Below are 13020 nucleotides of genomic sequence, written 5' to 3'. Positions count from 1 at the left end.
AAAATGAATATTTATTCTTTAGGGGGATGCAAAATGAAGAAGAAAAAAGTTGTATTAGCATATTCCGGAGGTCTTGATACTTCCGTTGCAATTAAATGGTTACAAGAGAAGAATTATGATATTATCGCGCTTTGTTTAGACTTAGGGGAAGGTAAAGACTTAGCATTTGTAAAAGAAAAGGCACTTTCAGTAGGTGCAATTAAATCATATATGATTGACGTTCAAGAAGAATTCGCGAATGAATATGCATTGATGGCGATGCAAGCACACACTTTATACGAAGGGAAATACCCTCTTGTCTCTGCATTATCTCGTCCGCTTATTGCGAAGAAATTAGTAGAAATTGCAGAACAAGAAGGTGCAACTGCAGTTGCACACGGATGTACAGGAAAAGGAAATGACCAAGTTCGTTTTGAAGTTTCTATCCAAGCATTAAATCCTTACTTAGAAGTGATTGCGCCTGTACGTGAATGGAAATGGTCACGTGAAGAAGAAATTGCATATGCAAAAGAAAACGATGTACCAATTCCGATTAATTTAGATAGCCCGTTTTCAATCGATCAAAACTTATGGGGACGCAGCAACGAATGTGGAATTTTAGAAGATCCATGGGCAGCGCCGCCAGAAGATGCATATGAGATGACATTGGCGTTAGAAGATACACCGAATAAACCAGAGTTTGTAGAAATCGGATTTGAAGCAGGCGTACCGACTACTTTAAATGGCACTGCATATTCACTTGCAGAATTAATTAAAACGTTAAATGCGCTCGCTGGAAAACACGGCGTTGGACGTATTGATCACGTAGAAAATCGTCTTGTCGGTATTAAATCTCGTGAAGTATACGAATGCCCAGCAGCAATGACGTTAATCACTGCGCATAAAGAGTTGGAAGATTTAACACACGTAAAAGAAGTAGCACATTTTAAACCAGTGATTGAACAGAAAATAACAGAACTTATTTATAACGGTTTATGGTTCTCACCTTTAAAACAAGCGCTTCATGCATTTTTACAAGAAACGCAAAAGAATGTAACAGGTACAGTGCGTGTGAAATTATTTAAAGGTCATGCGATTGTAGAAGGACGTAAATCTGAGTACTCTTTATACGATGAAAAATTAGCAACATATACTGCCCAGGACGAATTTAATCATGATGCAGCAGTTGGATTCATTTCATTATTTGGTTTACCGACGAAAGTATACAGCCAAGTGAATCAAAAGAAGGTGGAAGCGTGAGCAAACTTTGGGGCGGACGTTTTACAGAAGAAGCGGAAGCATGGGTTGAAGAGTTTGGAGCATCCATCTCCTTCGATCAACAATTAGTAAATCAAGATATAAACGGGAGTATTGCACACGTCACGATGCTAGCAAAGCAGAGCATCGTGACGAAAGAAGAAGCAGAGAAAATAAAGGTAGGTCTTCAATATTTATTGAAAGAAGCAAAAGAGAATAAGCTACAATTTTCAGTAGAAGCAGAAGATATTCATTTAAATATCGAAAAGATGTTAATTGAACAAATTGGCGAAGTAGGAGGGAAACTTCATACAGGCCGAAGCCGTAACGATCAAGTGGCAACGGATATGCATTTGTATTTAAAAGAAAAGGTAGAACATATTATAAAAGCTACAAAGCAATTGCAAACTGTTCTTGTTCATCAAGCAGAAAATAATATTGAAACGATTATGCCTGGCTATACGCATTTGCAACGTGCTCAGCCGATTTCATTTGCTCATCATATTCTCGCTTACTTTTGGATGTTAGAGCGTGATGTAAATCGTTATGAAGATTCGTTAAAGCGTATTAATATCTCCCCATTAGGAGCAGGAGCGCTAGCTGGGACGACATTCCCGATTGACCGAGAATATAGTGCGGAGCTTCTTGGATTTAATGGAATATATGAAAATAGTTTAGATGCAGTAAGCGATCGTGATTTCATACTGGAGTTCCTAAGTAACTCATCTATGCTTATGATGCACTTATCGCGCTTTTGTGAAGAACTTATTTTATGGAGTAGCCAAGAGTTTCAATTTATTGAAATGAGCGATCAATACGCAACTGGAAGCAGCATTATGCCGCAAAAGAAAAACCCGGATATGGCGGAACTAATCCGTGGTAAAACAGGCAGAGTATACGGTAATTTATTCAGTTTACTTACAGTAATGAAAGGATTACCGCTCGCTTACAATAAAGACTTGCAAGAAGATAAAGAAGGAATGTTTGATACAGTAAAAACAGTAGAAGGATGCCTTCATATTATGGGGGGCATGCTTGAAACGATGACTGTAAACAAAGAAAAAATGGGGCAAGCTGTGACGCAAGATTTCTCCAACGCAACAGAAATTGCCGACTATTTAGCAAACAAAGGACTACCATTCCGTCAAGCTCATGAAATTGTTGGGAAGTTAGTGCTACATTGCACACAAAAAGGAATTTATTTATTAGATGTCCCGCTTGAAACATATCAAGAAATGAGCTCTTTATTTGAAGAAGATTTGTATGAAGTTCTTTCACCATATGCGGCTGTAAAGCGTCGTAATAGTGCTGGTGGGACAGGGTTTGAACAAATCAAAAACGCTTTGGAGAAGGCGAAGGGGTTAACGAAAGAATTTATTAAGAATTGAGTTGGGAAGTACGCCAGTCTAGTAAAGTCTGGCGTACTTTGTTTTTTAATAATATTTAAGTTACAATATAGTAAAAAATAACAATTTAGGGGAAGTCTATGAAAAAAATAGTGTTTATCATTGTACTGGTAATTAGTTTAATTGCAAATGCTAAAGTGTTTCTTTTGGACAAATATATGTATGTTGGTGAAAAAGAAAAGCGAGAAGAAGCGATTATCGCAACGATGTGGCATTTGCAAGATAAAGGATATAAAGAAAGTGATATTTTATATATAAAACCGGCCTTTTATAGCAAAATGGATTCGTATGGAATGAATGTGCAGTTTAAAGATGAACCAAATGAATCATATACATATAGAGTTTTAAAAGATACGAAAACAAATAAACTAACTGTACACCAAGATAGCAATGAGCAAGGTGGTATGGGCGGGAAGCATCAAGAGCTTAAATAAAGAAAGAAAACGACTGATGGCATTCGCCTGCAGTCGTTTTTCTTTTAATCATACTTATGTCGATCTTCCGTAATTCGAATATACTCAATATCCATCAAATCTCTAAGTAATGCACCGTTACTTAGTTCAACGCCATGTTTCTCTTTAAAATGAGTACGAATCGTATCTAGCATTTCGAGTTCTTTCCCATTCACATCTAAAATAATACGTTCAGAATCATCCATGTTGCATCCTCCTTTTTTACACATATATATTTTGTCCGTCTATTTCTAAAAAATGTATGTTAACGTAATGTTAGGAAATAAGAAAGGGATGGAAAATGAGACGTATTTATTTTATAGGGTTAATTTTGTACACGCTAATTGTATTACACGTTGCATTCCCAAATATGTTTTCATTTGAGGATGTAGAAACAGTACACGTCGGGATATTTATCTTTATTCTATTTGTAGTAGACTGCTGTATTTCAATATGGTTTTCGAAAAGAAAATATGTACAAGATAAAAAAGAAATGGAACAAAAAAAGAGAAAACGTTCATTTTGGATGATGACGTACTGTTTGTCTTTAGTGCTTACTGCTGCTTTTTTTAGTGAACATATTCCATTAGAAAGATTAAATATTGGATTTGGAGCGTTCGTATTCGCATACTATTTTTTTATGCACTTTCTTCCTTATATGAAAGAAAAGCGAGGAGAAGAGGAAGACCCGCTTGTAGAAGAAGCGAGAGAACAAGAGCATAAGAGAATAGAAGGGGATATAAAGAAACTTGGAGAACAAAAATGGTATTTAAAATCAAAAATCATATATGTTCTTTGCTTCATTACGCCGCCAATTGGCTATTTGTACGTCTTCTTACTTCGTAAAAAAATGACAGCAGATGCAAAGCAAACGTACTTAACGATCGCGACAATCATGATGGCGTTATGGTCTTTGAAGTTTCTTCCGCCTTATGTGTTGGCAATTACCGTTGTTGTCGTAGCATGTCTTGTGTTTATAGTGAAGTTTATAAAATGAAAAACACCAAGCCTATGTGGACTTGGTGTTTTATCTATAAATTAAAGCTCACCTTGCTCTTCATCACCACGAACAACAAGGACATCGCATTTCGCATAGCGAATAATATGTTCAGAGACGCTACCAATTAGGAAACGCTCAACAGCATTTAAACCAGTCGCGCCACACATAATTAAATCTACTTTATGGTTTGGAGCAATTTCTTTTGAAATTTTTGATTTAGGATTACCGAATTCTAATACAGTTTCAATTTTTTCAAGACCAGCTTCAAGCGCAGTTTTTTTGTAGTCTTCTAATAAGTCTTCTGCAAATAGATTTGCACGTTCCGCAATTGCACGGCTATAAGCTTCTACTGCTGAGTATGCTTTTACATCAACGATATGAGCAATTGTTAATGTTGCATTGTTGCGCTTTGCGACTTGAATTGCTTTTTTAAAGGCTTTTTCTGCTTCTTTAGAACCATCCACCGCGATTAAAATATTTGTATATGTATTATTCATAGTAAATTCCTCCCAATCTGTTTTATAACTGTTTACAACTTAATTATAAAACAAATTTTGGTAACGTGCTTGCCAGAAACGTTACAGAATTTTGAAAACTCTGTTTCAATTCATTTTAGTTGTAATTGGAGCGAGAACTTGTTACATATGAAGTATAGCAATTTAAAAGGGGGCAGTTTTGTGAGACATGCGCTCATTACAGCCGGTACGAAAGGTTTAGGAAAGCAAGTAACAGAAAAATTATTGGCTAAAGGCTATTCAGTAACAGTAACGTACCATAGCGATATCACGGCTATGGAAACGATGAAAGAAACATATAAAGATGTGGAAGAGCGTCTACAATTCGTGCAAGCGGATGTCACGAAAAAGGAAGATTTACATAAAATAGTAGAAAAAGCGATGAGCCGTTTTGGCAAAATTGACTTTTTAATTAATAATGCTGGTCCATATGTATTTGAACGAAAAAAGTTAGTTGATTATGAAGAAGATGAATGGAATGAAATGATTCAGGGAAATTTAACAGCGGTATTTCATTTATTAAAACTTGTCGTTCCGGTCATGAGAAAACAGAACTTTGGCCGTATTATTAATTACGGATTTCAAGGGGCGGATAGTGCACCGGGATGGATTTATCGTTCAGCTTTTGCCGCAGCGAAAGTAGGACTTGTTTCATTAACGAAAACAGTTGCTTATGAAGAAGCGGAGTATGGTATTACTGCGAACATGGTATGTCCTGGTGATATTATAGGCGAGATGAAAGAGGCAACTATTCAAGAAGCACGTCAGCTGAAAGAGCATAACACACCGATTGGTAGATCTGGAACAGGTGAAGATATTGCAAGAACCATTTCGTTTTTATGTGAGGACGATTCCGATATGATTACCGGTACAATTATTGAAGTGACTGGTGCAGTGGATGTTATTCATAGACATCGATAGAATAAAATAAGATGAAGTTTCGAATAATTGGACAGTTTATCCATTGTGCTGAGAGGTGCGGATAATACTGTCCTTTAATATAAAATTAAATCTATCGGAAAACTCGTGTTATTTTTTGTCAAATATTGAGATATTATGTTAAAATATAAGAGCGTAGAAAGCGCTTTAAAAAATGATTCAGGGGTCATTTCATAACTCAAGGGGGAACTAATCATGCGTATCGGTATTCCAACAGAAATTAAAAACAATGAAAACCGTGTGGCAATGACGCCAGCGGGAGCAGTACATTTAGTACAAAATGGTCATGAAGTTTTTGTTCAAAAAGGAGCAGGTTTAGGATCTGGCTTTACGGATGAAGAATACGTACAAGCTGGTGCGAAACTTGTAGAAACTGCTGAAGAAGCATGGAATCAAGATATGGTTATGAAGGTAAAAGAGCCAGTAGCAAGTGAATACGGCTATTTCCGTGAAGGTTTAATTTTATTCACATACTTACACTTAGCTCCAGAACCAGAATTAACGAAAGCATTAATCGATAACAAAGTTGCATCAATCGCATATGAAACAGTACAATTAGACAATCGTTCTTTACCATTACTTGCACCTATGAGTGAAGTAGCTGGTCGTATGGCTGCACAAATCGGTGCACAATTCCTTGAGAAAAACAAAGGTGGTAAAGGTATTTTACTTGCAGGCGTTCCAGGGGTAAAACGCGGCAAAGTAACAATCATCGGCGGTGGTCAAGCTGGTACAAACGCAGCTAAGATTGCAGTAGGTTTAGGTGCAGATGTAACAATCATTGACTTAAGTGCAGAACGTCTTCGTCAATTAGATGATATTTTCGGTAACCAAGTAAAAACATTAATGTCTAATCCATATAACATTGCAGAAGCTGTTAAAGAATCTGACCTTGTTATTGGTGCAGTATTAATTCCAGGTGCAAAAGCGCCAAAACTTGTAACTGAAGAAATGATTCAATCAATGGAACCAGGTTCTGTCGTTGTAGATATCGCGATTGACCAAGGTGGTATTTTCGAAACAACTGATCGTATTACAACTCATGATAACCCAACTTACGAAAAACATGGCGTTGTTCATTATGCAGTTGCTAATATGCCAGGTGCAGTTCCACGTACGTCAACTCTTGCATTAACAAACGTAACAGTACCATATGCAGTACAAATTGCGAACAAAGGTTACAAAGATGCTTGCTTAGGCAACACTGCATTACTAAAAGGTATTAACACATTAGATGGCTATGTAACATTCGAAGCAGTTGCAGAAGCGCACGGCTTACAATACGCTGATGCGAAAGAGCTTCTTGAAAAAGCTCCTGCTTTATCATAATAGAAATACATTCGAGACCTTCCTTTATGAGGAGGGTCTTTTTTATGGAGAAATAACATGTGAATAATTGTTATTTATTGGTGTAAATCGATTTTTATTATGATAATTTAGAATTATATAACAAAAAGAGGGGATTCAATGGGGAGCAAAAAGAGGAAGAAAAAGCAAGTTAAGAGACAAAAGTATATGAAGAGAAAACAGGAACAGAACATACCTTTTTCAAAAAAAGTAGTCCTTATGATAGAAAAAGTATTTCGATATATTTGTATGTTCTTGTATGTGATTTTTTGTGTGTTTTTATGTGGGATGGTTAAAAGTTTGGGGATAACCCCTAATGTTATTGAAGGTATTTTTGGCGTTATGCTTGTTATGGTAGAAGGAATCTTATTCTTTATATTATTTGATAAGGTTTGGCCTAGTCATGAAAGTAAAAAAGATAGAAAAAGAAGCAAAAAATCTTCATCCAATTCAAGCTCATCAAGTGGATTCGGTGACTACAGTAGCAATGATTGTAGCAGCTCAAGTGATGGTGGAGGAGATTGCGGAGGTGGAGGAGATTAAGTTAGTTTTTTAGAAGAACGACTAATGAAAGGATGGGACGAAAGATGGAAACTGTGAACTTAATAGAATTAACAAAGGATATTAAAGATCAACATAAAAATTTCGTCGTTTCAAATGTAAATAATCATTGCTTACGAATCGCTGTATTTACTGGCGAATATGATTGGCATTATCATTCTAATTCGGATGAATTATTCATTGTGCTAGAGGGAGAATTGCTTATCGATTTTGAAGATGGAGAAACAGCAGTTTTAAAGCCGAATGATTCTATTTTAATTCCAGCGTGTACGATTCATAGAACGAGAGCATTAAAGAGAACAGTAAATCTTTGTTTCGAAAATATAGAAGCTGATACGATTAAAGTGGAGCAGTTATGAAAAAATTATCTGTAGCCGAGTATAGAAAAATCATTCCGATTTTGGAAAGTAATACAAGAACGACGACATTTGCTTATGCGGTATGTGACCAAATGATAGATGGTGAGATTTTTGCCAACGAGAAGTTAACAGCAGGATTAATTCGTACAGTTAACGGTATCTATTATTTATTTGGTCATACGGATGATCAAAATTATAATGAAGATTTATTGATGTATTTAAAAATGGCTATTGAAAAAACAGAGAAGAGATTTACACTATTCGCTTCAAGTGAAGAGTGGGAAATGATGATTGAAGGGCGTTTTAGTAATGTACTTCGGAATATGCCACGAATGAAATTCCAAAGAGAAATCTTTGAAGAGCGAACACAAGATGCAAATAAAAATACATATGCAGTGAAGCGTATTGATAAAAGTGATATAGAACGAAGCAGTGAATTTACAGAGAAGTATTATAAAGAATATTGGGGATCAAAAGAACTATTTTTGAACGGTGGTTTCGGATTTTGTATAGAACAAGGTGGGATGATTATAGCTGAATGCGTCTCAATATTTAGAGGGAATAGTTTTGCTGAAATCGATATTGCTACGCATAAAGCATATCAAGGGAAAGGATTAGCTCAAGCTGTTGCGACACGGTTCATTGAACATTGCATGCAAAATGATATTATACCGAGCTGGGATTGTTATGTAGACAATATTCCTTCGCGAAAATTAGCTAGTAAATTAAGTTTTTATCATCCAATAGAATACAGTTTGTTTGTACGTAAGAAAACGGGGGAATAAAAATGAATGTAGAATTAACGAGATTTAAAGTTAGGCCTGGTAAGAGTCATCGAGTAGATGAATGGATGCAGCTTCTTAATGAAAATATGAAAGAAGTCCTTTTGACATTAAACGACGAAAAGATGTATGTTGAGACAATTTTCCGGGAAATAAGAGATGGAGAAGAGTACTTATATTGGTATTCTGTGCAAGGAGAAGGCGGAGCTCTTGTCGAAAATTCTCATTATGAAATCGATAAAAAGCACTTAGCGTTTTGGTATGAATGTATCGATGAAGAAGCACCATCTATTGATATGAAAACAGAAGTTGTTATGATTCAAGAGGTTGTGAGGGAAGCGATGGAATAATAGAGTAATATTTTGTGAACAAAAAACAGTCTTATTTTTATGCTGAAATATATATTATTGGAGATGCTATAGGATGAGAATTAGTAATAAATATATCACTCTCGATGAAATAGAGATAATAAGAGAATCCTTAAATAAATTGCATGAATATCATAATAATAAATCAAAATATTTTTCTGGCGATTACCCAAGAATGACATTTGAGGAACGTATTGAAAATTATAAAAAGAACTCAAAGTACGGAGAATATAGAATTGAATTATTGATTGAGTCAGAAACAGATAATATATTAGGATTTTGTATAGCGTATAGTAAAAGCGTAAGCGGAAAGATTGAAGTTTTATTTGTTGATGAAAAATACCGAAGAAACGGATTTGGTTTGAAATTAATGAATAGTGCAGTGGAATGGTTTAAAGTGAAAAAGATAGATGAAATTGAATTAACAGTAGTGTATGGAAATGAAGCTGTATCATTTTATGAAAAGCTGGGATTTTATCCTCGTTCAATTATTATGGCAACTAAGTCATAACGATAGTATGGGGAGAGATGAGTGGGAGTTTTTGTTTCAAAAAATGATTCATATTTTACTAAATTATATGTGAAGAGCACATCAAAATAAATGTGCTTTTTATTATGGAAAAATTTATAAAAGCTGTATTTGGATATCTTTAAGTGAAAATAAAGAGGGATATCGAGAATATTTTAGGATAAACTATAAAGTGAAACTTTAATCAGTGGTGAGGGCATCCCCCACTGATTATCAGCCCTCACCAATCGGGCTTTTACGAGCAGTCCGCCCCCCACCTAACTTCTTTACTTCCGCTGAATTTTGATGTGGGGTCTTACTGCCTGTTAATGCGGGATAAAGAAATAAAAAACACCGAACCAAAAGACTTACAAATATACGGTGTAGTTGTAACAGGCAAAACAGAGGATTTACAAAGTTTACAAGGAGCACCATATATTAAGGCTGCTGTTAGAGGTGTAACAGTTGAGAAATATTAATTACAGTCTATTAATGTGAATAATCAGAAAACTTATGTTATACTATGGGAAAAGGAGGTTTATATGAGGCAAATACATGGAGCAATTTATATTTACATAACTATGTTTTTCGTGGCGATATCCTATGGATTAGGGCACGTGTATTCGCATCCTATACTAACTTTTTTAAGCGGAGCATGTATGGCGTTTGCGCTTCTTGTCCACCTTTTCTCAGTTTGGATCGTGAAATTTCAATTAAATATTAGTGAAATAGAAGAAGGCACTTTTTGAGTGGCCTTCTTTTTTTAATAATATTTAAAGGAAGAAATAGACAATAAATAAATGCTTTTGAATCGAGGGGCATGATGAAGAGAGTATTATTCTTTTTTATTACTATTTTCTTTTTAGGGAGTTGTTCGATTTGGTATGTTACTTTTTCTAGCGAGAGCAAAAGTTGGACGGGACAATATAAAGGCCATATTAAGGATGATAGTGAAGATGGAATGTTTACATTTCAGTATAAGGGCGGAGATGGAAATACAGAATTTAAAAATTTAGAGATTGCTATTAATGGAGCCTTTAGCACAATGACACAAACGTCAGAAAATCATAAAGGAGCAAAGATTGAAATAAAGTCTTCTTGTGTAAGTTGTACGCCTTTATCTAAAGATGAACCGATAGAAGTTGTGATTAAATGGGATGATAAGTATGAGGAGAAGATGGTGTTAAATTTGAAATAGCCTAGAGTAAGGAGTTAAAAATGAATAGGCATATGAAAATCTTTATGTTTCTAAGTGTATTTTTAATCATATTATCAGCGTGTACTACAAAAAAAGTAGAGCAAGTAGCAGTAAAAAAAGTACCTGAAGAAGGATATGTCATAGTAAGAAATGATACGGTATTTTTCGTCAGTGATAAAACGTTTGAAACGAAAGTAGAGTTACAAAATTATATAGAACAACAAATGAATAAAGAGTATCCATCACATATAGTTCTGAGTTTTAAGGTTAAAGATGCATATAATAAACTAAAAACAGGGGATAAAATAAAAGTATGGTCTTCTCAAACACTTGAAAGCTATCCAGCAAAAATGATTGTAGAGAAATTTGAAATAGTAGAGAAATAAAAAAGGCAGCAATCAAGCTGCCTTTTTTATTATTTTACAAATTGTAATTCTTTCGGGAATTTCGTTAAAATTTCTGATCCGTCTTTTGTGATGTAAATATCATCTTCAATACGAACGCCACCTACGTTTGGTACATAAATACCAGGTTCGATTGTGAAGACCATACCTTCTTTTAATGGAGACTCGTTACCAGCTTTTACATCTGGATATTCGTGTACGCTAATTCCAAGTCCATGACCAAGTCGGTGCGGGAAGAAGTCTCCGTAACCTGCATCTGCGATAACAGAACGAGCAGCGTTATCGATTGCGCCAAGTGTAACACCTGGTTTACATGCTTCAACTGCTTGTAGTTGTCCAGCAAGTACAGTGTTGTAAATGCGAGTTTGCTCTTCAGAAATCTCACCGAATGCTACTGTACGTGTAATATCAGAGCAATAACCATCAATGATTACGCCTAAATCAAATAGTACGAAATCGCCGCGTTTCATTTTGTTTGCGCCAGGAATACCGTGTGGAAGAGCAGAGTTCGCACCTGCTAATACCATCGTATCAAATGACATTTTATGTATGCCTTTTGTTTTTAATTCGTGTTCAATAATTGCTAATACTTCTAGCTCGCTGCGGTTTTCTTTAATTGCATTTACACCAACTTCAACAGCATAGTCCGCCATTTTAGCTGCTTCGCGTAAAATAGAAAGTTCTTTTTCATCTTTAATTAAACGAAGTTCGCGAACTTTCTCCTCAGCTGATTTGAAAGCTGCATTTGGGAATAATTTCGTTAATTCTTCGTAGCGCTCTACGTTTAAATGTTCTTTTTCAATTGCAACTGCATTTGCATTGATGCCGCGGTCTTTAATTGCTTTTGCAATCATATCCCATGGTCTGTCAGTATCAGTAAATCCGATAATTTCATGTGCCCAGCCAGCGTTACGTGCTTGGCCTTCTTCCATTTTAGGGCAAATTAAAATAGGTTCTTTTTCTTGGAATACAAACATACCAAGAAGTCTTTCGTGTGGTTCACAGTGGAAGTTTGTCATGTAGAAGACGTTCGGTGTAGAAGTTAAGAACGCAGCTTCTACGTTTTTTTCTTTTAGCCATTGCATTAAATTTTCTAATCTAGCATTCATCGATTGGCACCCCCGAGATATTTAATTACAAATATAACTTTAACTCGGAAGAAAGCGTTATGACAAGTAAATAGATGTTAGAAAAGACAGGGGATTGAAAAATCATGTAGAATAAAAAGTGAGAATGTGAATAGGGGAGGAATGTAATAATGAAAGTATCTTATCATGGACATTCAGTTGTGAAAATTGAGGCGAATGGAAAAGTTATTTTAATTGACCCGTTTTTAACAGGTAATCCGAAAACAGATTTAAAAGCTGAAGATGTAAAAGTGGATGCAATCCTTTTATCGCATGGACACGGTGATCATGTTGGAGATACAGTAGAACTTGCGAAGAAAAATAATGCAGTTGTTGTAGCACCATTTGAACTAGCAACATTTTTAAGTTGGCAAGGTGTAAATACACACCCGATGCATATTGGTGGTTCACATGAATTTGACTTCGGAAAAGTGAAGTTTACACAAGCATTCCACGGCTCTAGTTATATTGATGAAGCAAATAAGACGATTACATATACAGGTATGCCAGCAGGTATTTTATTTACAGCAGAAGAGAAAACTGTATACCACGCAGGAGATACTGCACTATTCTCTGATATGAAGTTAATTGGGGAATTAAATAAAGTTGATCTAGCATTTTTACCAATTGGTGATAATTTCACAATGGGACCAGAAGATGCTGTACTAGCGGCAAAATGGATTAATGCGAAAACTGTTGTACCGATGCATTACAATACGTTCCCAGTTATTGAACAAGATCCATATCAATTTGTAGAAAAGCTACAAAATTGTACAGGGAAAGTATTAGAAGCTGGAGAAAGTATTACACTATAGAAA

Annotated in this window: 18 protein-coding genes and 1 pseudogene; 16 read left to right on the top strand and 3 right to left on the bottom strand. The window is 35.5% G+C overall.

Annotation, left to right across the window (positions count from 1 at the left end; genetic code table 11):
- The first annotated feature begins 33 nt into the window (after positions 1–33).
- From MKY21_RS23255 to MKY21_RS23245, 3 genes are all read left to right on the top strand, one after another.
- Positions 34–1239 carry an argininosuccinate synthase gene (locus tag MKY21_RS23255; RefSeq protein ID WP_000727588.1) on the top strand — a complete coding sequence of 402 codons (1206 nt, stop codon included), beginning with the start codon at positions 34–36 and terminating at the stop codon, positions 1237–1239.
- Complete coding sequence (gene argH, locus MKY21_RS23250; RefSeq protein WP_000041290.1) at positions 1236–2624, top strand: argininosuccinate lyase; 1389 nt, start codon at positions 1236–1238, stop codon at positions 2622–2624. The genes MKY21_RS23255 and argH overlap by 4 nt, the downstream gene beginning before the upstream one ends.
- 98 nt (positions 2625–2722) lie before the next feature.
- On the top strand, positions 2723–3076 hold the full coding sequence (locus MKY21_RS23245; RefSeq protein ID WP_000724675.1) for a DUF3139 domain-containing protein: 354 nt from the start codon (positions 2723–2725) through the stop codon (positions 3074–3076).
- 44 nt (positions 3077–3120) lie between these two features.
- Here the strand turns inward: MKY21_RS23245 and MKY21_RS23240 are convergent, their stop codons facing one another.
- The gene (locus MKY21_RS23240; RefSeq protein ID WP_000342765.1) at positions 3121–3300 is read right to left on the bottom strand and encodes a hypothetical protein; all 180 of its coding nucleotides are present in this window, start codon (positions 3298–3300) and stop codon (positions 3121–3123) included.
- Between the two features lie 95 nt (positions 3301–3395).
- Here MKY21_RS23240 and MKY21_RS23235 point away from each other — a divergent pair, with 95 nt between their 5' ends.
- Entirely contained in the window at positions 3396–4091 is a 696-nt protein-coding gene (locus tag MKY21_RS23235; RefSeq protein WP_016118715.1) for a hypothetical protein, read from the top strand.
- Positions 4092–4132: 41 nt separating this feature from the next.
- Here MKY21_RS23235 and MKY21_RS23230 read toward each other — a convergent pair whose 3' ends face one another.
- Complete coding sequence (locus MKY21_RS23230; protein WP_001066673.1) at positions 4133–4591, bottom strand: universal stress protein; 459 nt, start codon at positions 4589–4591, stop codon at positions 4133–4135.
- 147 nt (positions 4592–4738) lie between these two features.
- On the opposite strand from MKY21_RS23230, the gene MKY21_RS23225 reads away from it, so the two are divergent.
- The 11 genes and pseudogenes from MKY21_RS23225 to MKY21_RS23175 all read left to right on the top strand — a co-directional run bounded on the left by MKY21_RS23225 (position 4739) and on the right by MKY21_RS23175 (position 11057).
- Positions 4739–5530 carry an SDR family oxidoreductase gene (locus MKY21_RS23225; RefSeq protein ID WP_002005829.1) on the top strand — a complete coding sequence of 264 codons (792 nt, stop codon included), beginning with the start codon at positions 4739–4741 and terminating at the stop codon, positions 5528–5530.
- Positions 5531–5743: 213 nt separating this feature from the next.
- Positions 5744–6877, top strand: coding sequence for an alanine dehydrogenase (gene ald / locus MKY21_RS23220; protein ID WP_001219398.1), 1134 nt, complete (start codon positions 5744–5746; stop codon positions 6875–6877).
- A gap of 138 nt (positions 6878–7015) precedes the next feature.
- Entirely contained in the window at positions 7016–7438 is a 423-nt protein-coding gene (locus MKY21_RS23215) for a hypothetical protein (RefSeq protein WP_000534949.1), read from the top strand.
- 44 nt (positions 7439–7482) lie between these two features.
- Entirely contained in the window at positions 7483–7815 is a 333-nt protein-coding gene (locus MKY21_RS23210; protein WP_000450927.1) for a cupin domain-containing protein, read from the top strand.
- The gene (locus MKY21_RS23205) at positions 7812–8600 is read left to right on the top strand and encodes a GNAT family N-acetyltransferase (protein ID WP_000736725.1); all 789 of its coding nucleotides are present in this window, start codon (positions 7812–7814) and stop codon (positions 8598–8600) included. Before MKY21_RS23210 ends, MKY21_RS23205 begins: the two co-directional genes overlap by 4 nt.
- Positions 8601–8602: 2 nt before the next feature.
- Positions 8603–8947: a DUF6176 family protein gene (locus tag MKY21_RS23200; protein ID WP_341077446.1), complete on the top strand. Its 345-nt coding sequence runs from the start codon at positions 8603–8605 to the stop codon at positions 8945–8947.
- A 73-nt stretch (positions 8948–9020) separates the two neighbouring features.
- On the top strand, positions 9021–9476 hold the full coding sequence (locus MKY21_RS23195) for a GNAT family N-acetyltransferase (RefSeq protein ID WP_001222923.1): 456 nt from the start codon (positions 9021–9023) through the stop codon (positions 9474–9476).
- A gap of 335 nt (positions 9477–9811) precedes the next feature.
- A pseudogene (locus tag MKY21_RS23190) lies at positions 9812–9952 on the top strand (anti sigma factor C-terminal domain-containing protein); the annotation flags it as partial.
- Between the two features lie 63 nt (positions 9953–10015).
- Entirely contained in the window at positions 10016–10222 is a 207-nt protein-coding gene (locus tag MKY21_RS23185) for a hypothetical protein (RefSeq protein ID WP_001248905.1), read from the top strand.
- Positions 10223–10296: 74 nt separating this feature from the next.
- Positions 10297–10671: a hypothetical protein gene (locus MKY21_RS23180; RefSeq protein ID WP_000832323.1), complete on the top strand. Its 375-nt coding sequence runs from the start codon at positions 10297–10299 to the stop codon at positions 10669–10671.
- Between the two features lie 20 nt (positions 10672–10691).
- A complete protein-coding gene (locus MKY21_RS23175) occupies positions 10692–11057 on the top strand; it encodes a DUF3221 domain-containing protein (RefSeq protein WP_001079366.1) in 366 nt (121 codons plus the stop codon).
- Positions 11058–11086: 29 nt separating this feature from the next.
- Here the strand turns inward: MKY21_RS23175 and pepQ are convergent, their stop codons facing one another.
- Positions 11087–12184 (bottom strand): Xaa-Pro dipeptidase, encoded by a 1098-nt coding sequence (pepQ, locus tag MKY21_RS23170; protein WP_000994032.1) that lies wholly within the window; start codon positions 12182–12184, stop codon positions 11087–11089.
- Positions 12185–12333: 149 nt separating this feature from the next.
- Here pepQ and MKY21_RS23165 point away from each other — a divergent pair, with 149 nt between their 5' ends.
- On the top strand, positions 12334–13017 hold the full coding sequence (locus MKY21_RS23165; RefSeq protein ID WP_000868922.1) for a metal-dependent hydrolase: 684 nt from the start codon (positions 12334–12336) through the stop codon (positions 13015–13017).
- The last annotated feature ends 3 nt before the right edge of the window (positions 13018–13020 follow it).

The organism is Bacillus sp. FSL R9-9497 (assembly GCF_038005805.1).
In the GTDB taxonomy this organism is placed as follows: Bacteria; Bacillota; Bacilli; order Bacillales; family Bacillaceae_G; genus Bacillus_A; species Bacillus_A cereus.
The sequence above is the reverse complement of the archived record's forward strand: the minus strand, read 5'-3'. Positions and strand labels throughout refer to the sequence as shown.

Coding starts and splice junctions, on each gene's coding strand:
- MKY21_RS23255 (WP_000727588.1), top strand. CDS start 34: ATGAAGAAGAAAAAAGTTGTATTAGCATATTCCGGAGGTCTTGATACT.
- MKY21_RS23245 (WP_000724675.1), top strand. CDS start 2,723: ATGAAAAAAATAGTGTTTATCATTGTACTGGTAATTAGTTTAATTGCA.
- MKY21_RS23240 (WP_000342765.1), bottom strand. CDS start 3,300: ATGGATGATTCTGAACGTATTATTTTAGATGTGAATGGGAAAGAACTC.
- MKY21_RS23235 (WP_016118715.1), top strand. CDS start 3,396: ATGAGACGTATTTATTTTATAGGGTTAATTTTGTACACGCTAATTGTA.
- MKY21_RS23230 (WP_001066673.1), bottom strand. CDS start 4,591: ATGAATAATACATATACAAATATTTTAATCGCGGTGGATGGTTCTAAA.
- MKY21_RS23225 (WP_002005829.1), top strand. CDS start 4,739: ATGAAGTATAGCAATTTAAAAGGGGGCAGTTTTGTGAGACATGCGCTC.
- ald (WP_001219398.1), top strand. CDS start 5,744: ATGCGTATCGGTATTCCAACAGAAATTAAAAACAATGAAAACCGTGTG.
- MKY21_RS23215 (WP_000534949.1), top strand. CDS start 7,016: ATGGGGAGCAAAAAGAGGAAGAAAAAGCAAGTTAAGAGACAAAAGTAT.
- MKY21_RS23210 (WP_000450927.1), top strand. CDS start 7,483: ATGGAAACTGTGAACTTAATAGAATTAACAAAGGATATTAAAGATCAA.
- MKY21_RS23205 (WP_000736725.1), top strand. CDS start 7,812: ATGAAAAAATTATCTGTAGCCGAGTATAGAAAAATCATTCCGATTTTG.
- MKY21_RS23200 (WP_341077446.1), top strand. CDS start 8,603: ATGAATGTAGAATTAACGAGATTTAAAGTTAGGCCTGGTAAGAGTCAT.
- MKY21_RS23195 (WP_001222923.1), top strand. CDS start 9,021: ATGAGAATTAGTAATAAATATATCACTCTCGATGAAATAGAGATAATA.
- MKY21_RS23185 (WP_001248905.1), top strand. CDS start 10,016: ATGAGGCAAATACATGGAGCAATTTATATTTACATAACTATGTTTTTC.
- MKY21_RS23180 (WP_000832323.1), top strand. CDS start 10,297: ATGAAGAGAGTATTATTCTTTTTTATTACTATTTTCTTTTTAGGGAGT.
- MKY21_RS23175 (WP_001079366.1), top strand. CDS start 10,692: ATGAATAGGCATATGAAAATCTTTATGTTTCTAAGTGTATTTTTAATC.
- pepQ (WP_000994032.1), bottom strand. CDS start 12,184: ATGAATGCTAGATTAGAAAATTTAATGCAATGGCTAAAAGAAAAAAAC.
- MKY21_RS23165 (WP_000868922.1), top strand. CDS start 12,334: ATGAAAGTATCTTATCATGGACATTCAGTTGTGAAAATTGAGGCGAAT.